17 protein-coding genes are annotated in these 18,089 nt (G+C 69.3%); 12 read left to right on the top strand and 5 right to left on the bottom strand.

Annotated elements, in window-relative coordinates:
• The coding region (locus tag B1790_RS19165) for an AMP-binding protein (RefSeq protein ID WP_198952050.1) at positions 1-975 on the bottom strand (975 nt) is incomplete at its 3' end.
• A 155-nt stretch (positions 976-1,130) separates the two neighbouring features.
• On the opposite strand from B1790_RS19165, the gene B1790_RS19160 reads away from it, so the two are divergent.
• Positions 1,131-1,877 carry an oxidoreductase gene (locus tag B1790_RS19160; RefSeq protein ID WP_079924854.1) on the top strand — a complete coding sequence of 249 codons (747 nt, stop codon included), beginning with the start codon at positions 1,131-1,133 and terminating at the stop codon, positions 1,875-1,877.
• Positions 1,878-2,299: 422 nt separating this feature from the next.
• On the opposite strand, the gene B1790_RS19155 is transcribed toward B1790_RS19160, so the two are convergent.
• Complete coding sequence (locus tag B1790_RS19155) at positions 2,300-3,088, bottom strand: HAD-IB family hydrolase (RefSeq protein WP_233165202.1); 789 nt, start codon at positions 3,086-3,088, stop codon at positions 2,300-2,302.
• Positions 3,089-3,593: 505 nt separating this feature from the next.
• On the opposite strand from B1790_RS19155, the gene ssd reads away from it, so the two are divergent.
• The 9 genes from ssd to B1790_RS19110 all read left to right on the top strand — a co-directional run bounded on the left by ssd (position 3,594) and on the right by B1790_RS19110 (position 9,071).
• The gene (ssd, locus tag B1790_RS19150) at positions 3,594-4,670 is read left to right on the top strand and encodes a septum site-determining protein Ssd (protein ID WP_079924852.1); all 1,077 of its coding nucleotides are present in this window, start codon (positions 3,594-3,596) and stop codon (positions 4,668-4,670) included.
• On the top strand, positions 4,667-5,830 hold the full coding sequence (locus tag B1790_RS19145) for a TadA family conjugal transfer-associated ATPase (RefSeq protein WP_079924851.1): 1,164 nt from the start codon (positions 4,667-4,669) through the stop codon (positions 5,828-5,830). Before ssd ends, B1790_RS19145 begins: the two co-directional genes overlap by 4 nt.
• Positions 5,831-5,862: 32 nt before the next feature.
• The gene (locus B1790_RS19140) at positions 5,863-6,609 is read left to right on the top strand and encodes a type II secretion system F family protein (protein ID WP_233165201.1); all 747 of its coding nucleotides are present in this window, start codon (positions 5,863-5,865) and stop codon (positions 6,607-6,609) included.
• Positions 6,606-7,172 (top strand): type II secretion system F family protein, encoded by a 567-nt coding sequence (locus tag B1790_RS19135; RefSeq protein ID WP_079924849.1) that lies wholly within the window; start codon positions 6,606-6,608, stop codon positions 7,170-7,172. Before B1790_RS19140 ends, B1790_RS19135 begins: the two co-directional genes overlap by 4 nt.
• Before the next feature lie 57 nt (positions 7,173-7,229).
• A complete protein-coding gene (locus B1790_RS19130; protein ID WP_079924848.1) occupies positions 7,230-7,436 on the top strand; it encodes a DUF4244 domain-containing protein in 207 nt (68 codons plus the stop codon).
• 41 nt (positions 7,437-7,477) lie between these two features.
• A complete protein-coding gene (locus tag B1790_RS19125) occupies positions 7,478-7,762 on the top strand; it encodes a TadE family type IV pilus minor pilin (RefSeq protein WP_079924863.1) in 285 nt (94 codons plus the stop codon).
• Complete coding sequence (locus B1790_RS19120) at positions 7,689-8,093, top strand: Rv3654c family TadE-like protein (protein ID WP_255407284.1); 405 nt, start codon at positions 7,689-7,691, stop codon at positions 8,091-8,093. The genes B1790_RS19125 and B1790_RS19120 overlap by 74 nt, the downstream gene beginning before the upstream one ends.
• Positions 8,094-8,154: 61 nt before the next feature.
• Complete coding sequence (locus tag B1790_RS19115) at positions 8,155-8,577, top strand: MarR family winged helix-turn-helix transcriptional regulator (RefSeq protein ID WP_079924847.1); 423 nt, start codon at positions 8,155-8,157, stop codon at positions 8,575-8,577.
• A gap of 32 nt (positions 8,578-8,609) precedes the next feature.
• A complete protein-coding gene (locus tag B1790_RS19110; protein ID WP_079924846.1) occupies positions 8,610-9,071 on the top strand; it encodes a hypothetical protein in 462 nt (153 codons plus the stop codon).
• A 34-nt stretch (positions 9,072-9,105) separates the two neighbouring features.
• On the opposite strand, the gene B1790_RS19105 is transcribed toward B1790_RS19110, so the two are convergent.
• Entirely contained in the window at positions 9,106-10,164 is a 1,059-nt protein-coding gene (locus B1790_RS19105) for a PAS domain-containing protein (protein ID WP_158083843.1), read from the bottom strand.
• Between the two features lie 287 nt (positions 10,165-10,451).
• Positions 10,452-12,782 carry a DEAD/DEAH box helicase gene (locus B1790_RS19100; protein WP_369832376.1) on the bottom strand — a complete coding sequence of 777 codons (2,331 nt, stop codon included), beginning with the start codon at positions 12,780-12,782 and terminating at the stop codon, positions 10,452-10,454.
• Positions 12,783-12,892: 110 nt separating this feature from the next.
• Between B1790_RS19100 and B1790_RS19095 the strand changes: the two genes are divergently transcribed.
• Positions 12,893-13,486, top strand: a complete 594-nt coding sequence (locus B1790_RS19095) for a hypothetical protein (RefSeq protein WP_079924844.1) — start codon at positions 12,893-12,895, stop codon at positions 13,484-13,486.
• Positions 13,487-13,615: 129 nt separating this feature from the next.
• Entirely contained in the window at positions 13,616-16,438 is a 2,823-nt protein-coding gene (gene topA, locus B1790_RS19090) for a type I DNA topoisomerase (protein ID WP_079924843.1), read from the top strand.
• 18 nt (positions 16,439-16,456) lie between these two features.
• On the opposite strand, the gene B1790_RS19085 is transcribed toward topA, so the two are convergent.
• Positions 16,457-18,040: an adenylate/guanylate cyclase domain-containing protein gene (locus B1790_RS19085; RefSeq protein ID WP_079924842.1), complete on the bottom strand. Its 1,584-nt coding sequence runs from the start codon at positions 18,038-18,040 to the stop codon at positions 16,457-16,459.
• Positions 18,041-18,089 lie beyond the last annotated feature (49 nt).

The following is an 18,089-nucleotide window of genomic DNA, read 5'->3' as shown; positions in this document are numbered from 1 at the left end:
CACCTGGGTGACGCCGTTGGAGAGCGGGCCGTAGACGATGTAGGTGTGCCCGGTGACCCAGCCGATGTCAGCGGTGCACCAGTACACGTCGGTCTCCGGTTTGACGTCGAAGACGTTGAAGTGGGTGAAGGACGACTGCGTCAGGTAGCCGCCCGTGGTGTGCAGGATGCCCTTGGGCTTTCCGGTGGTTCCCGAGGTGTACAGCAGGAACAGCGGGTGCTCGGAGTCGAACGGCTCCGGAGTGTGGTCGGTCGACGCGGCGTCGACCACGTCGTGCCACCACAGGTCGCGGCCCTCGGTCCACTCGACGTCGATCCCGGTGCGGCGCACCACCAGGACGTGCTCGACGCTCTCGGATTCCTTGACCGCCTCGTCGACGGCCTCCTTCAGGGAGGCTGCCTTGCCGCGGCGGAACTGCCCGTCGGTGGTGATGACGAGCTTGGCCTCGGCGTCCTCGACGCGTGCCTTCAACGCGGACGCGGAGTACCCGGCGAACACCACCGAGTGCATCGCGCCGAGCCGGGCGCAGGCCAGCATCGCCACGATCGCCTCGGGCACCATCGGCATGTAGATGGCCACGCGGTCGCCCGCGACCAGGCCGAGTTCGGTCAGGGCGTTGGCGGCCTTGGAGACCTCGTCCTTCAACTGGGCATAGGTGATGGTGCGCTCGTCGTCGACCGGTTCGCCGACCCAGTGGATGGCGACCCGGTCACCGTTGCCTGCCTCGACGTGGCGGTCCACGCAGTTGTAGGCGACGTTGAGCTTGCCGTCGGGGAACCACTTCGCGAACGGTGCCTCCGACCAGTCGAGGACCTCGGTGAACGGTTTCGCCCACGACAGCCGCTCGGCCTGGGTCGCCCAGAACGCCAGGCGGTCGGCTTCGGCTTCGTCGTAGAGGGCGGCGGACGCGTTGGCCTGCTCGGAGAATGCGGCGGAGGGTGGATAGGACGGCGCCACGGTGTCATTCGATGCCATGAACGTGAGCGTAGTCACCCCCGATGCCGCTTCTCCGAACAACTCACACCGCCGGCTGCGGACGGCGCCCGGTACGCGCCGAACGTGCACGTGGACGGGTCCAACGGTCGGCCACCCCGCGCGGGTGCGACGCGCCGGGGCACTAGCGTGTCCTCGTGGCCGCTCCCGATCCCCTTGCCCCACTGGCGGACTTGCCGGGGGTCGCCGACGCCGGTGAAGAGGCCCGCGAGGCGCTCGCCCTGGCACATCGACACAAGACGAACCGGCGGGGTTGGCCGGCGACGGCGGCCGAGGCGGCGATGCGCGCCGCTCGGGCTTCGTCCGTTCTCGACGGCGGATCGCTGGTGCTCAACCCCGACGAGGGACCCGACCCCGTGTTGGCGGGCGCGCTGCGCGTCGCCGAAGCGCTCGAGGGCGGCGCGTCGTCTCTCATCGGGGTGTGGCAGCGCGCGCCGCTGCAGGCGATCGCCAAACTTCACGCTCTGGCCGCCGCCGACCTGACCGACGACGACCGGCTCGGTCGGCCGCGTGCTGACGCAGGAGTCGGGCGTCGCCTCGAAATGCTCGCCGACGTCGTCACGACCACGCGCGTGCCAGCCCCGGTGCTCGCCGCGGTGGTTCACGGTGAACTGCTGGTGCTCGCACCCTTCGGCGTCGCGGACGGCGTGGTGGCGCGCGGCGTCTCGCGGCTGGCCACCATCGCCAGTGGGCTGGACACCCGCGGCCTTGGTGTTCCCGAGCAGTTCTGGATGCAGAAGCCCGGCGACTATCGAGCGGCGGCCCGAGGGTTCGAGTCGGGGACGCACGAGGGCCTGACCACCTGGCTCGTCAACAGCAGCCAAGCCCTGAAGGCGGGCGCGCGCGAGGCGCTGGCGATTGCGGAGGCGGCCTCGAAGAAGTGACGTCAGCAAAATGAGGCGGGCGGCGCTCCGAAGTAATTCGGCTCGCCGCCCGCTAGCACGGAACTCCGGATACCATGCGTGCTGCTTGGGCTGCGTGGGTGGCCTCGGCGTTCTTACGATGCGCTACGGCTGCTGACCCCACCCAAGGGGTCGTCGCTTGGCGTTCGCTCTTCGCAATTACGCAGGCCCGCAACACTTTTACCATTATCGCGGTATGTGCTCCGCGTGGGTTCGCAGGTTCCGTGCTGGGATGCCTCTGTCGGGAGTGCGAACCTTCTCTTCCGGTTCGAACTTGGCCTCTAGCGGCTTCCGTGACTCCTTTGTACTCCGTGACCGCGGTCACATCAAGGGCCAGTTTCGGCGAGTCGCCAGATCGTGACCCGGAAGCCGCCAGCAACTGCCCCGGGAGACGCTTTGCGCGCCTAGAAGGCGAAGCGTCGCAGCAACGAATAGGTCAGGGCGCCGGCGGCCAGCGCGCTGACGCCGACCGCGACCGACGTGGCGACGGCGGCGCCGGACGGGGCGCCGATGCGTTCCCTCAACGACACCGCTCGGGAAAAGGTCAGCACGGGCCAGCCCCTGCCGGCCGCCTCCCTCCGCAGCGCGCGGTCGGGATTGACGACGGTCGGATGCCCGACCGCCTCGAGCATCGGCAGGTCGGTTATCGAGTCCGAGTACGCGTAGCAGTGATCCAGCGTGTAGCCCTCGCGGGCGGCGAGCTCCTGGATGGCTTCGACCTTGCCCTCGCCGTAACAGTAAAAGGCCACTTCGCCGGTGTACTTGCCGTCCTCGACGACCATTCGGGTCGCCATCGCGTGCGTCGCGCCGAGTGCCTTGGCGATTGGGGCGACGATCTCCTCGCCCGACGCGGACACGACGACGACGTCGCGGCCGCACAGCTTGTGGTCGGCGATGAGATTGGCAGCCTCGACGAAGACCAGGGGGTCGACGATGTCGTGCATCGTCTCCGCGACGATCGACTTCACCTGTTCGACGTTCCAGCCCGCGCACATCGTGGTGATGTAGGAGCGCATTCGGTCCATCTGCTCGTGGTCGGCGCCGGACATGTGGAAGAGGAACTGCGCGTAGGTGGACTTGAGGACGGCTTGCCGGTTAATTAGTCCCTGGTCGAAGAAGGGTTTGCTAAAAGCCAACGTGCTCGACTTGGCGATCACCGTCTTGTCAAGATCAAAGAACGCTGCCGTACGTATTTGGCGGTCTCCGGGGGTGGCGGAATGCGGCTCTGTCGGGTCCGCCGGGGCGGCGCCGGAAGCAGTCACGATGTCAGCATATGCGGCGGTCGTGTCGGGTGAGAGGCCCGTCGACCCAAAGTGGCAGTCTCCGCCACGTGTCGCCCCGTGTAACTTTCCAGGTCACCGCGCGATTTCATTGCAGATTCATAGGGTCTCGATGACTTGCGCTCGCCCGTATTGACGTGTGTATAGTGAGCATTACCCGGCTTATGTCGGGTGTGGATCAGCCCGACCCCCCGGGGCTGATACACGACGACCTCCGCCTCCTCCCCCCTGGCGGGGGTCGTCCCTTTTTCTGGGTAAGTTCGCAAAATCCTCTCCCGACGGCTGGTCTCAGCCGGTCGATGTTTGCGCAGCGGGATTTCGCGGCCGATTCATCCACAGACGCACTTTCATCCACATTCCGTGGGCTGGGGATGGCTGCGTCCCGGTCCGCGTCGGTCGTAGCCCACACAGTGGTGGCATGAATTCGAGCAACGGCATCCTCGCCGTGGTCGTCGACGCCATTCTTTTGCGCGACGTCGACCGCGTCGCGGCGGCGGCAAGCGTGCGGGTCGTCCACGTCGACTCGCCGTCCAGCCGCAAGGCGTGGTTGGCGGCGTCCGACGTCGTCCTCGACCTCGCCGGGGCCCGCCGCTGTGCCGAACTGGGCCTGCCCCGACGGGATCGCGTTTTGGTGGTCGGAACCGCCGAGCCGAACCCCGAGCACTGGCACGTCGCAATCTCGGTTGGCGCCCAACGTGTCCTGTCCCTACCGGCGGACGAGGCGGCGCTGGTGTCCGAACTGTCCGACGCCGCCGACTCCGCGAGCGACGACGGCAGGCGAGGCGCGGTGCTGGCCGTCGTCGGCGGATGCGGCGGAGCGGGTGCCTCGGTGTTCGCGACGGCTCTCGCCCATGCCGCGGCCGCGTCGCTGCTGGTGGACGTCGACTCCTGGGGCGGTGGAATCGACCTGACGCTCGGCAGTGAGCGGGATGCCGGGCTGCGGTGGCCCGACCTCGCGCTCGGCGGTGGACGAGTCGGGTACGCCGCACTGTCGGCGGCGTTGCCCTCTCGCCACGGCGTGACGGTGTTGTCGGCAGGTCAAACCGGCGGCGAGATCGACGCCGGCGCACTCACCGCGGTCGTCGACGGCGGCTGCCGCGCGGGCGTCACCACGGTCTGCGACCTACCGCGTCGTGCGACGCCCGCGGTGGGGGCCGCGCTCGACGCGGCCGACCTCGTCGTCCTGGTCACGCCCGCAGACGTCCGGTCGTGCGCCGCCGCAACGGCAGTTGGGCGGTGGCTGGTGGAGGCAAATCCGAACGTCGGACTCGTCGTCCGCGGTCCCGCCCCCGGTGGACTGCGCGCCGCCGACGTGTCGCGGATCGCGGGCCTTCCACTCCTGGCATCGATGCGGCCCCAGCCCGGCCTGGCCGCCGAACTCGAACGCGGCGGGCTCAGGCCACGGCGCCGTTCGCCGCTGATGTCGGCGGCCAAGCAGGTCCTGGAGGTACTTCATCGCCAGCCCGGTGCGACGGACAAGCAGATGGTCGCATGAGCGGTTCGCTCGTCGAGCGGGTCAGGGAGCGGCTGGCAACAGAGGCGGGACCGCTCGGTCCGAACGTGGTCGCCGAGGCGATCCGCGCCGAGTCGTCCGGTCTCCTCGGCGACACCGACGTCCTGAGCAATCTGCGCGTGTTGCAGACCGAGCTGACCGGCGCGGGGATCCTCGACCCGCTGCTCTGCGCCGAGGGGACGACCGACGTCTTGGTATCGGCACCGGATGCGGTGTGGGTGGACGACGGTCGCGGGCTGCGTCGCACCGACGTCCGCTTCGACGACGAAACCGCGGTGCGCAGGCTGGCCCAACGGCTCGCGTTGGCCGCCGGACGCCGACTGGACGAGGCCCAGCCGTGGGTCGACGGCCAACTTCTGGGCCTTGGCGCCGGCGGCTTCACCGTGCGACTGCATGCGGTGCTCCCTCCGATCGCGCCCGCGGGTACCTGCCTGTCGCTGCGGGTCCTGCGCCCAGCCACCCAGGACCTTCCCGCGCTCGTCAGCTCGGGTGCGATCGCCCCCGTCGCGGCTGCGATCCTCGGTGACGTGATCGCCGCCCGGCTGGCGTTCCTGGTCTCGGGTGGCACGGGTGCGGGCAAGACGACGCTGCTGTCGGCAGCCTTGGGCGCCGTCGCGGTGGGCGAGCGCATCGTCTGCGTCGAGGACGCGCCCGAACTCGCGCCACGGCACCCGCATCTGGTCAACCTCGTCGCCCGATACGCAAACGTGGAGGGCGTCGGCGCGGTGACCGTGCGCGATCTCGTCAGGCAGGCCCTGCGGATGCGACCGGACCGGATCGTCGTAGGGGAGGTGCGCGGTGGCGAGGTCGTCGACCTTCTCGCCGCGCTCAACACCGGCCACAACGGCGGCGCGGGAACGGTGCACGCCAACAGCCCGGCCGAGGTGCCCGCGCGTCTGGAGGCCCTTGCCGCGGTCGGTGGCCTGGACAGGGCCGCGCTGCACAGCCAGCTTGCCGCCGCGGTCAGGGTGATACTGCACGTCGGACGCGACCGTACGGGTGCTCGCCGCCTCGAGGAGATCGCGGTACTGGGTAGGGGTGACGACGGATTGGTCGCCGCGACGACCGCTTGGCACGCCGACCGCGGCCTCGGCGACGGGATGGACCGGTTGACGGGTCTAGTGTCGGCGCGCCGTCCGTGACGGTCGCGGCGCTGGCGTTGGCCGCGGCGTTGATGGTCGCTCCCTGGCCGCCCCGTCGTCGACTGGGTGCCGAGCTCCCGCCGAGGCAGACCCGTCGTGCCGCCGTGATCGCGGGATGTGCGGTCGCGGCCATCGCGATCTTGGTGCTCGCGCCCGTCGCGGCGTCCGCGGCCGCCGCGGTGGTGGCCGCGTCTATCGCACTGCGCCGCGGGCGTTCCAGGACGAGGGCTCGACGGACCGAGGAAGCGGCGGCACTCCAGGCCGCGCTGGGCATCCTGGTGGGGGAGCTGCGGGTGGGGGCGCATCCGGTCGTCGCGTTCGAACGGGCCGCGGTCGAAGTGGAGGGAACCGTCGCCGACTCGCTGCGGGCGGTCGCGGCCCGAGCCCGGCTCGGGGCGGACGTGTCCGCTGGATTGCATTCGGCGGCAATGCAATCGACTGTGCCGCAGTATTGGGAGCGGTTGTCGGCCACGTGGCTGTTGGCCCAGACCCGCGGATTGGCGATCGTCGCGCTCATCCGCGCCGCGGAGCAAGACGTCGTCGAGCGCGAGCGCTTTGCCGCCGGGGTGACGGCGGGAATGGCTGGTGCGCGCGCCACCGCGACGATCCTGGCGGGGCTGCCGGTGCTCGGCGTCGGGCTGGGGCACCTCATCGGGGCGCAGCCGTTGCGGTTCCTCCTGTCCGGTGGCGTCGGCGGGTGGTGCCTGGTCATCGGCGTCACCCTCGCCTGCACCGGATTGTGGTGGTCCGATCGGATCACCGATCAGGTGCTCGGATGAGCCTGGCCGCAGTGCTTCTCGCGGTGGCAATGCTGCTCACCGGTGGTCGGGTGCGCACCACCAGGGCGCCGGTGGCGGTCGCGCAACCCACCCCGCCGGCCGGCGGCGACGATCCGTTGGCGGTGGCATCCGCCCTCGACGTGTTCGCCGCGTGTCTGTCGTCGGGCATGGCGGTGGCGGGCGCGGCGAGGGCGACCGCGCCGTTCGCGCCGCAGGCGTTGGCCGACGTACTCGGACGAGCCGCAGATCTGCTGGCCGTCGGCGCCGATGCGGCGACCGTCTGGACCACTGCCGACGCAGCCGGTGACCCCCGCGTGGACGCGCTGTGCCGGCTCGCCCGTCGCTCGGCGTCGTCGGGAACCGCTCTGGCGCAGGCGGTGTCCGATCTGGCCGACCAGTCGCGGCGGGACGCGGCGGATTCCGCGCGGGCGGCCGCCGAACGCGCATCGGTGCTCATCGCGGGTCCGCTCGGGGTCTGCTATCTGCCTGCCTTCGTCTGTCTCGGGATCGTCCCGGTGGTGGTCGGCCTGGCCGGTGACGTGCTGCAGTCGGGCGTGTGGTGAACCAAGTCGTGGCGCGCGGGAAAGTCGCGCGCCCCTGGAAGATGGATGGGGACGGATATGTTCGAGGGCAATGTGTTTCGACGGTTGCACGCGCGCTTGGTGTTGCTCGCGGTGGACGAATCGGGAATGTCCACCGTCGAATACGCGATCGGAACGATCGCGGCAGCGGCGTTCGGGGCGATTCTCTACACGGTGGTCACCGGGGACTCGATCACGAGTGCGCTGACCAACATCATCACCCGGGCGTTGAACACCAACGTCTAGGTGGTGAGGCGGGTGGCGTCACCGTCGAGGCGGCGTTTGCGATCGCGGCGTTGGCGGTGGTCCTGGTGCTGTGCGTCGGTGGTCTCGCGGCGGTCGGTGTGCAGATGCGGTGCGTCGACTCGTCGCGGGAGGCCGCTCGGCTGGCCGCCCGCGGGGACCAGGGCGCCGCCTCGGACGTGGTGCGCAGGGCCGGTCCTGCTGGGGCGGAACTGGCTATTCGCCGCGACGGCGGGTTCGTCGTGGCGCGGGTCAGTGCACGTTCAGTCTTGTTGCCCGGCATCACGATTAGCGCGGAGGCGGTGGCCGCGGTCGAGCCAGGACTCTGACCGTGGTTCGGCCAGCGTCGTGGCCGCGACGATGATGGCGGTGCTGATGGCGTTGACCGTGGGCGGTGCTGCGGTGGGCTCGGCGGTGATCGCCAGGCATCGCGCGCAGGCCACTGCGGATCTGGCGGCACTGGCGGCGGCGGGGCAGCTGGCGGCTGGCCCGCGGGCGGCGTGCGGGTCGGCCGCGTCACTCGCCTCGGCGATGTCGGCGACGATCGCGGCCTGCACCGTAGCCGAGCTCGACGTCGTCGTGACCGCCGAGGTGACCGTTCGGCTCGGGCGCTGGGGTGTACACGTGGCCCGCGCGAGTGCCCGCGCCGGGCCGGTGTGAGCGGGTCCGCCCGATAGCATGGGCCCCGGCACGCCCAGCCATACCTACCAGGAGCCTTCCGGTGACAGATCCGCCTCCGTTCAGCGCGATGCTGGCCTTGCTGGTCGTCTCGCACGCATGGGAGGCCGAGCTAACGTCGGAGCTGCGCACCGTCGGTCTCACGCCGCGCAAGTACGCCCTTCTCGGGCACATCAAGGCTTCCCCTGACGTCTCGTTCAGCGAGCTTGCCAGGCGGTCCCGTATCTCGGTGCAGTCGGTTCACGTGGCGGTAAAGGCTTTGTCCGCAAGTGGTTTCGTCAACGACGGTACGGCGCACGCGGGCGCGGCGTCGACGCTGCGGGTGTCCGAGGAAGGACTCAAGACGCTCCGGCTGGCCCATCGGCGCCGCGAGGCCATCGACGACCGCATCCTCGCCACCGCGCCCGAGCTCGTCGACGGGCTCAAGGAGGCCCTGCGCGCGCTGGTGAACGGGCCGGAGGACTAGCCACCCCGGCAACCTTCAACTACATTGAAGGAATGCAGGCGTTCCTTTTGTCGGTGCACGTCGTCTTCGCGATCCTGTTCGTCGGCCCACCCGCCGTGGCGGTCAGTCTCTTTCCGCGGTTCGTTCCCGCCGCCGCGGACGTCGACTCCGCGCCGCAACGGGCGGGCGAGCGCAACGTCGCCGTGGCGCAATTGCTTCATCGCGTGACCCGCGTCTACGGCCTGCTCGCCGTCGCGGTGCCGGTGCTGGGCATCGTGCTCGCGACCGTCCAGCACCGGATGACCGAGGTGTGGATCGTCGTCGCCATGGTGCTCACCGCCGCGGCGGGTGCGTTACTGGGGTTGCGCATCGTCCCCGCGCAACGAGACGTGCTCGCGCGCAACGCAACCCGAGCCGAGTTGGGCCGCATGGGCATGCTCGGCGGGATCTTCAACCTGCTCTGGGTGATCGTCGTGGTGCTGATGATCGTTCGTCCCGGGGCGGTGACCCCGTGACCGCCGGCCCGCGCTCGACGGGAGGGGCGGTGGGCTACGTGCGGGTGCGCCGGGGTGTGGACGTCGAACGGCGGGTGGCCTTGCGGGGCTGCGGGGGCAGCTCGTCGTCGGTCGGCATTCTGAGCGACAGCAGGCCGGCGTAGGTGTCCGCGGCGATCTCGACCCGGTGGGCCGTGACGTGAATGGGCGTCCACCCGCCGTCGAGTGCTCGTAGCCTCAGCACGCGCGAAGCCGACCCGTCACCGAAATCGGTTGTCATGGAGCGCATGTCGGCTTCATCGTCCGGGTGGACGATCGACATGCCCGCAGCCCTGGCGTGCCAGTCGAAGAATGGGCACGGCTCGTCGAGCCACTTGAGCAGCTTCCACGACCCCAGGTCCACCAGGGCTCGGTGCACGCCGGGCTGGGCCAATCCGTTGAGGATCCGCTGGCCGAGGTCCTCGGACCGGACCGGCGGTGTGTCGCTCACCCCGCGCCAGTTCATCGCCCGGCAGATCAACCTGTCTCGGCCGGCTCCGTCGACCTCCTGGAGCACCCTGGCCGCGAACCCGACCGTGATCTGCTTGCCCTTGTAGTCGGTGACGTCCCAGGTGCTGCAGAACGTTCGGCCAGCCTCCGGTTTGATCGCCACCGCCAGAACCCTGGCCTCGTCCGGGTTGAGATTCCTGGTGGGGAGGTCTTCGGCGAACGCGCGGCCCTGGGTGGCCTCGGTGGTGGGATCCAGCCCGCTGTTCATCAACGACTCGGGGGTGTCCGTCGCGACGCCGTCCGTCAGATCCCACTTCAACGGACCGGGCAGCACGCGGTCCGGCGGGTCCTGGTCCAGAGGCCCGATCCACACGTGAACGCCGTGGATGCGACCGTCGGTCATCTGCACCACTTCGGTGCGGATCACCCGGTCGCTCTTTGGGGTCAGGCTGCTCAGTGCCTTCCCGGCCTGAACCGTCTCGTTGATGGCCGTCTGAATCGCCATCAGGTTGGGGTTCCGCCTCAAGAACGCGCTGATCGGCACCAGGTTCTTGGTGTGCTGCCCCTGCGCGACGACCGCTGGTTCGGCGCCAAGTGTCTCCACCAGAAGCCAGTCGTGCGTCATGACAGCATCCTAGGCTCCCGCCGCTGCGCGCCTTAGCCGAAGTGCCCTGTCGAGATCCCGGATGGATCGCATTCGTGCAGGACTCGACCGGTTTCGCGGACGCAACGGACGGGTCAGGTTGGTTGCGCTAGCCGTGGAGAGGGAGTAATTTTTCGGATGCGCCCGGTTCGCCGGGACTGAGAGCGGTTCGCGTTGTCCGGCCGCTCCCCGCCGTCATCTACGTAATTGGCGTGCGTGGCTGAGCCGTGGAGGACGACCGTCGAGGGGTGGTCGTCTCCACGGACGGCTCACGTCGGATGCTTGGCCAACTCGTCGAGTACCAGCCTGAGCACCGTGACCGCTCCGGCCTTGTCCAGTGGGTCGTTCCCGTTTCCGCACTTCGGTGACTGCACGCACGACGGGCATCCCGACGGGCACTCGCACGATTCGATCGCCGAGGCCGTCGCCTCCCACCAGGTACTCATCTGGCGGTACCCGCGGTCGGCGAAGCCAGCACCGCCGGGATGGCCGTCGTAGACGAAGATCGTCGGCGTTCCCGACTCCGGCCCCACCGCAGTCGACACGCCGCCGATGTCGCCGCGGTCGCAGCTGGCGACCAGCGGCAGCAACCCGATCGCCGCGTGCTCGGCGGCGTGCAGCGACCCAGGAACGCGGATGTCGTCAATGCCGCTGCCGCCCAACGCCTCCGGCTCGACAGTGCACATGACCGCCATGGTCTCCAGGGTTTGAGTTGGCATGTCGAGGTCGACGAAGTCGATCACCTCGCCGTTCATCCGCCGACGCAGGAACCCGATCACGGTGTGGCTGACCGACACCGGCACGATTCCCACCGTGACCGGGCCTGCCGTGCGCCGCTCGCCGGGACCCGTCACGGCGACGTCGGTCAGCTCCCTCGCCGAAGTCGAGTAGCCGGGGTCGTCGGCTCGGACGAAGGCGATGCCGTCCTCGAAGTCGAGCGAGTCGACGACGTAACTCTCGCCCTGGTGCAGGTAGACGGCGCCGGGATGGATCGACGACGGAGCCTGGCCTGCGCCGGTGCTGCCTAGCATTCGACCCGTTCCGGTCTCCACGATCGCAATCTGTCCGCCCGAGGACCCGCGGATGTCCACGGCGGGATGGGGATCCAACCCTGGTGCGGGGAAGTATCCGGCGGGGCGCCGCCGGAGGAGGCCGTCGTCGACCAGGGCGTCGGCCACCGCCTCGGCGTTCCACGTGCGTACCTCGGCCTCGGTGAGCGGCAATTCGGTTGCCGCGCAGAGCAGTTGCGGTCCGAGCACGTACGGATTGGTCGGATCGATCACCACGCGTTCGATCGGCTTGTCCAGCAGCGCCGCGGGATGGTGCACCAGGTAGGTGTCCAGCGGGTCGTCCCTGGCGATCAGCACGATCAGGGCGCTTTGCCCACGTCTGCCAGCCCGCCCGGCCTGCTGCCAGAACGACGCCACCGTGCCGGGGAACCCGGCCAACACCACCGCGTCGAGGCCCGCGATGTCGACCCCCAGCTCGAGGGCGTTGGTGGTGGCCAGGCCGCGCAGCTCGCCGTCGGAGAGGGCCCGCTCAAGAGTGCGCCGGTCCTCGGCGAGGTACCCGGCGCGATAGGACGCCACCAGGTGGGCGAGGTCGGGCGCGACGTCCTCCAACCTGGCCCTGGCTCCGAGGGCGGTGAGCTCGGCGCCGCGTCGCGACCTGACGAACGTCAAAGTGCGCGCGCCCTCGGCGATCAGGTCGGCCATCACCCGCGACGCCTCCGATCCCGCGGAACGCCGCACCGGAGCGCCGTTCTCGCCCGTGATGTCGTCGCGCAGAGCGGGTTCCCACAGCGCGACGGTCCGGCCGCCCTGCGGTGAGCCGTCGTCGGTCACCTCGGCGACGGTGTGGCCAAGCAGCTCCGACGCGGTGGCGGCGGGTGCGGACGCGGTCGCGCTCGCGAAGATCACCGTCGGGCCGCCGCCCTCGTCGGTCGAGTACCGCTCGCACAGTCGCACCAGGCGACGCAGCACCATCGCCACGTTCGAGCCGAAGATGCCACGGTAGTAATGGCATTCGTCGACCACGACGTACTTCAGGTTGCGCAGGAACACCGCCCAGCGGGCGTGGTTGCGCAACAGCGACAGATGAATCATGTCCGGGTTGGAGAAGATCCACCGCGACCGCTCGCGGGCCAGCCGTCGCGCGTCGTTGGAGCTGTCCCCGTCGTATGGGCTTGGTGCGACGTCGCGCAACCGCGGGACCGCGTCGGTCAGCGACTGGGCGGCCCGCAACTGGTCGTGGCCAAGCGCCTTGGTCGGCGAGAGATACAGCACCCGCGCCCGGGGGTCCGCCGCGAGCATCGTCAGGATCGGCAGCTGATAGGCCAGCGACTTGCCCGACGCGGTACCCGTGCTGAGCACCACGTGCCGGCCGGAGTGGGCCAGGTCGGCCGCGACCGCCTGGTGGGCCCACGGCTCCGTCACCCCGCGGTCGACGAACGCGCGGACGACGTCCGGGTCGGACCACGACGGCCATGGCCTGGTTTGGGCTCGCCGCGGCGGCAGATCGGCCACGTGCCGCAGCGGGTGCTCGTCGGGGTCGGCGCCGTCGACGGCGCGGGCGAGCAGTTCACGACCGAAGTCCGACACCACCTCAGCCACGTTCCACCCCCTCGACGTCGACGACCCCTCCATGATCGTCCCTTGCCGTGCGGCCCGGTGTCGCGGCAGGAATGCCCCGCTGGCCTAGTGTCGGATCGGTGAGCCAGCTCTCCTTCTTCTCGGCAGAGGCGGTACCGCCTGCGGTCGCCGACCTGACCGGGATTCTGGCTGCGCCGGGACAGGTGGTGCTCGTCGGTCAGGGCCACGAGCAAGCGGCGCGGGTGTCCGTCGTGGTCGACGCGCAGTGGCGCGCCGAGGCGCTCGCCGAGATGATCGCCGACGCGGGCTTGATACCGGAGATCGCGCGGACCGACGAGAACACACCCTTGGTGCGGACGGCGCCCGACGGGCGCCTGACCGTCATCGCGAAGAACTGGACGCGCGGCGCGGTGAAGACCGTCCCGCCGCAGTGGCTGCCCGGCCCCCGCGAGTTGCGGGCGTGGACCCTGGCCGCCGGCATGCCCGAGTCGGACCGATACCTTCTCGGGCTCGACCCGCACGCCCCAGATACGCATACCGCACTCGCGGCGGCGATGATGAGGGTAGGAATTGCACCAACCCTGATTGGCACTCGCGGGACGCACCCGGCGTTGCGGATCAGCGGCCGCAGACGACTATCGCGCCTGGTAGAGAACGTGGGGGAACCTCCGGACGACGTCGAGGCGTTTCACTGGTGGCCGCGCTCGGATTGAGCTCGGCCAGCGAAGCCAGTTTGCGTAGGCTCGCGCAGAGTGCGAAATTGTCAGTTGCCGCGGGCTGGTGGGACCACTGAATCAGTGGTCCCGCGCTTTCGGCAACATAGAAGTGGAGCGTAAAAACAGTTGGCTGACTCCGGCGGTGGCAGCGGCAATGGCACGGTTCGGCGACTCGTCATAGTCGAGTCGCCCACCAAGGCGCGCAAGATCGCGGGCTATTTGGGATCGAACTACATCGTGGAATCGTCGCGTGGACACATCCGCGACCTGCCACGAGCCGCAGCCGACGTGCCCGCCAAGTACAAGACGGAGCCATGGGCGCGCCTCGGGGTCAACGTCGACGCGGACTTCGAACCGCTCTACATCGTCAGCCCCGAGAAGAAGGCCACCGTCGCCGAGCTCAAGGAACTGCTCAAGGGCGTCGACGAGCTCTACCTGGCGACGGACGGTGACCGGGAGGGCGAGGCGATCGCCTGGCACCTCCTGGAAACGCTCAAGCCGCGCATCCCCGTCAAGCGGATGGTCTTCCACGAGATCACCGAGTCGGCCATCCGGGCCGCCGCCGACGATCCCCGTGACCTCGACATCGATCTGGTCGACGCGCAGGAGACCCGCCGCATCCTCGACCGCCTCTACGGCTACGAGGTCAGCCCCGTGCTGTGGAAGAAGGTGGCGCCGAAGCTGTCGGCAGGTCGGGTCCAGTCCGTCGCGACCAGGATCATCGTGCAGCGCGAACGCGAGCGCATGGCGTTCCGCAGCGCCGGCTACTGGGACGTGACCGCCGAGCTCGACGCGTCGGTCTCCGACGCCGAGGCGACTCCGCCCAAGTTCACGGCCAAGCTGAACTCCGTCGACGGCAAGCGCGTGGCCAGCGGCCGCGACTTCGACTCGCTCGGTGGCCTGCGCAAGCCCGACGAGGTGCTGGTGCTCACCGAGCAGGCGGCGTCGGCGTTGGCCGGCAACCTGCGGGGCGCTCAGCTCAGTGTGGCGTCGGTCGAGCAGAAGCCGTACACCCGTCGCCCGTATGCGCCATTCATGACCTCGACGTTGCAGCAGGAGGCCGGTCGCAAGCTGCGGTTCTCCTCGGAGCGCACGATGAGCATCGCGCAGCGGTTGTACGAGAACGGCTACATCACCTACATGCGTACCGACTCGACGACGCTGTCGGAGACCGCGATCAACGCGGCGCGCAACCAGGCCAGGCAGCTCTACGGCGAGGAATACGTCCATCCGACGGCCCGCCAGTACACCCGCAAGGTAAAGAACGCGCAGGAAGCCCACGAGGCCATCAGGCCGTCGGGTGACGTCTTCCAGACGCCGGGCCAGCTGCACTCCGCGCTCGACAACGACGAGTTCCGGCTCTACGAGCTGATCTGGCAGCGCACCGTGGCCTCACAGATGGCCGACGCGCGCGGGACGACGCTGAGCCTGCGCATCGCCGGAGCCGCGAGTTCCGGTGAGCAGGTCGTGTTCAGCTCCAGCGGACGAACCATCACCTTCGCCGGCTTCCTCAAGGCGTACGTCGAGAGCCTCGACGAGCAGGCCGGCGGCGAGGCCGACGACGCCGAGAGCCGGCTGCCCAACCTGACCCAGGGGCAGCGGGTCGACGCGTCCGACCTGACCGCCGACGGTCACACCACCAGCCCGCCAGCGCGCTACACCGAGGCGTCGCTGATCAAGTCGCTCGAAGAGCTGGGCATCGGCCGTCCGTCGACGTACTCGTCGATCATCAAGACGATTCAGGATCGCGGGTACGTCCACAAGAAGGGCAGCGCGCTGGTCCCGTCGTGGGTGGCGTTCGCCGTAATCGGCTTGCTGGAGCAGCACTTCGGCCGCCTGGTGGACTACGACTTCACCGCGGCCATGGAGGACGAGCTCGACCAGATCGCGTCGGGCAACGAGCGACGGACCAACTGGCTCACCAACTTCTACTTCGGTGGTGACCACGGCGTCGACGGCTCGATTGCCCGTGCCGGCGGGCTCAAGAAGCTGGTCGGTGGCAATCTCGAGGACATCGACGCCCGACTCGTCAACTCCATCAAGCTGTTCGAGGACGATCAGGGCCGGATCATCAACGTCCGCGTCGGCCGCAACGGGCCGTACCTGGAGCGGATGATCGACGATCCGGACAACCCGGGTGAGCTCAAGCCCCAGCGGGCGAACCTCAAGGACGAGCTGACCCCGGACGAGCTCACTCTCGAACTCGCCGAGAAGCTGTTCTCCACTCCGCAGGAGGGCCGTTCGCTCGGCGTCGACCCGGAGTCCGGCCACGAAATCGTGGCCAAGGACGGCAGATATGGGCCGTACGTCACCGAGGTGCTGCCGGAACCGATCGTGCCGCCGGAAGATCCGGGCGCCGCTCCGGCGAAGAAGGCGAAGAAGCCGCCGCCAGGGCCCAAGCCACGCACGGGCTCGCTGCTGCAGTCGATGGACCTCGAGACCATCACCCTCGACGATGCGCTGAAGCTGCTTTCGCTGCCCCGCGTCGTCGGCGTCGACCCGTCCAACAACGAGGAGATCACTGCGCAGAATGGCCGCTACGGGCCATACCTGAAGCGCGGCACCGATTCTCGGTCGCTGGCCAACGAGGAGCAGATGTTCACCATCACCCTCGACGAAGCGCTGAAGATCTACTCCGAGCCCAAGCGGCGCGGCAGGCAGGGCGCCGCGACGCCTCCGTTGCGCGAGTTGGGCAACGACCCGGTGTCGGAGAAGCCGATGGTGATCAAGGACGGCCGCTTCGGTCCGTACGTCACCGACGGCGAGACCAACGCCAGCCTCCGCAAGGGCGACGACGTCATGTCGATCACCGACGGTCGGGCTTCTGAGCTGCTGGCCGACCGCCGTGCGCGTGGCCCGGTCAAGAAGAAGGCGCCCGCGAAGAAGGCCGTCAAGAAGGCGCCAGCGAAGAAGGCGCCTGCCAAGAAGGCCGCGGCGAAGAAGGCCTAGACCTGAGGCGGGCTAGGTCTAGGCCTGGCTCGAAACCCGCCGTGGCGCAGCCAGATTGACCGGCCGTGCCAACTGGGTGGGTGCGTTGCGGCCACGGAGTTCGACGGTCTCGCCGACGTCCCAGCACAACGCCTCTGCGTCGAGGGCGCCGCTGACCGCGATCGCCGACGCCAGCACGTGGCCCTCCTCGAGCTTCGCCAGCTCGGTAAGCCGGGCGGCCTCGTTGACCGGGTCGCCGATGACGGTGTACTCGAAGCGGGCCTGGGCGCCGATGTGACCGGCGATGGCCCGGCCCGCGGACACTCCGATGCCGAAGTCGGTCTGGCCCAACACCTCGATCAGCTCGTCGTGCAGTTCCCTTGAGGCAGCTAGCGCCGCACCGGAGGCGTCGGGGTGCTCGATCGGAGCGCCGAAGATGGCCAGCGCGGCGTCGCCCTGGAACTTGTTGACGAACCCGCCGTGCCGGTTGACGCTGTCGACGATGACGCGGAAGAACTCGTTGAGCAGACCCACGACCTCGGCGGCGGGCCGGGTCGCGGCCAGTTGCGTCGACCCCACCAGGTCGACGAAGAGCACCGCCACGTCGCGTTCCTGACCGCCGAGCTCGGTGCCGCGTTCGAGCGCGCGGCGGGCGACGTCCTCGCCGACGTAGCGACCGAACAGGTCTCGGAGGCGTTGGCGTTCGGCGAGATCGCGGACCATGTCGTTGAATCCGGCCTGCAGCAAACCCAATTCACTCGCGTCGTAGATCTGCATGTGTGCGTTGTAGTTGCCGCGCTGCACTTCACCGAGGGCCCAACGCAATTGGCGCAGCGGGTCCGCGATCGACATCGCGACCAGCACGGTGCCCGCCAGCCCGATCACCAGCGCGGCGACCGCCAAGAGCAGGATCGGGGTGTTCAGACGCTCGGCGGGCGCGGTGAGGATCTCGAACTTGCTTGCCACCAAGGCCAACACGATGGCGAGGACCGGCACGCCGGTCGACAACACCCAGGTGAGCACCTGCCGTTGGATGACCCCCGGCGCCCGGAAGCTCGCGGGGACACCACCCCGCAGCGCGGCGACGGCGACGGGCCGCAGCACGCGCTCGGATTGCAGGTACCCGATGATCGCGGTCGCCGTGGCGCCGAGGGCCGCGGCGACGGCGACCACGGGCGCCGACCGGCTGGCGACGGGCCAGCTCGCGACGATGAACACGATCGAGCCCAGGAACCAGTTCGAGACGTTGATCACGGACCGGTAGAACGGCATCCTCAAGGCCCGCACGCGGGCCAGGTCGGTCACCGCGGGGTCACCACCGCCAAGCAGGCTGTCGCGGCGCTGCCAGCGGATCACCGGGATCAGCAGCCGCAGGGTCAGCCACGACAGGATCGTGAACGACACGAAGAGGTAGCCGAGGAAGATCGCCAGGTTGAGTGCGGGCAGGTCTTGGAGCTGGATGCGATCCTCCGCGGGCAGCCCGAACCGAAGGAAGCCCAGCACGAAGAGGGCACCGATGATGTCGGCCTGCAGCATGCCGAGGGTGAACACCGGCCATGGCGTGCGCGCCACCCAACGGACGAAGGCGGTGATTCGCCCCATCTGTGGTGTCGGCCCGGTCATGCGTCAACCGTATCGGTCCAGAGGCATCGGCACGGGCGCTGTTCGTCGC

This window comes from Mycobacterium sp. AT1, from assembly GCF_002043095.1.
In the GTDB taxonomy this organism is placed as follows: Bacteria; Actinomycetota; Actinomycetes; order Mycobacteriales; family Mycobacteriaceae; genus Mycobacterium.
Note: the sequence above shows the minus strand (reverse complement) of the source record. Positions and strands in the feature narration are given on the sequence as shown.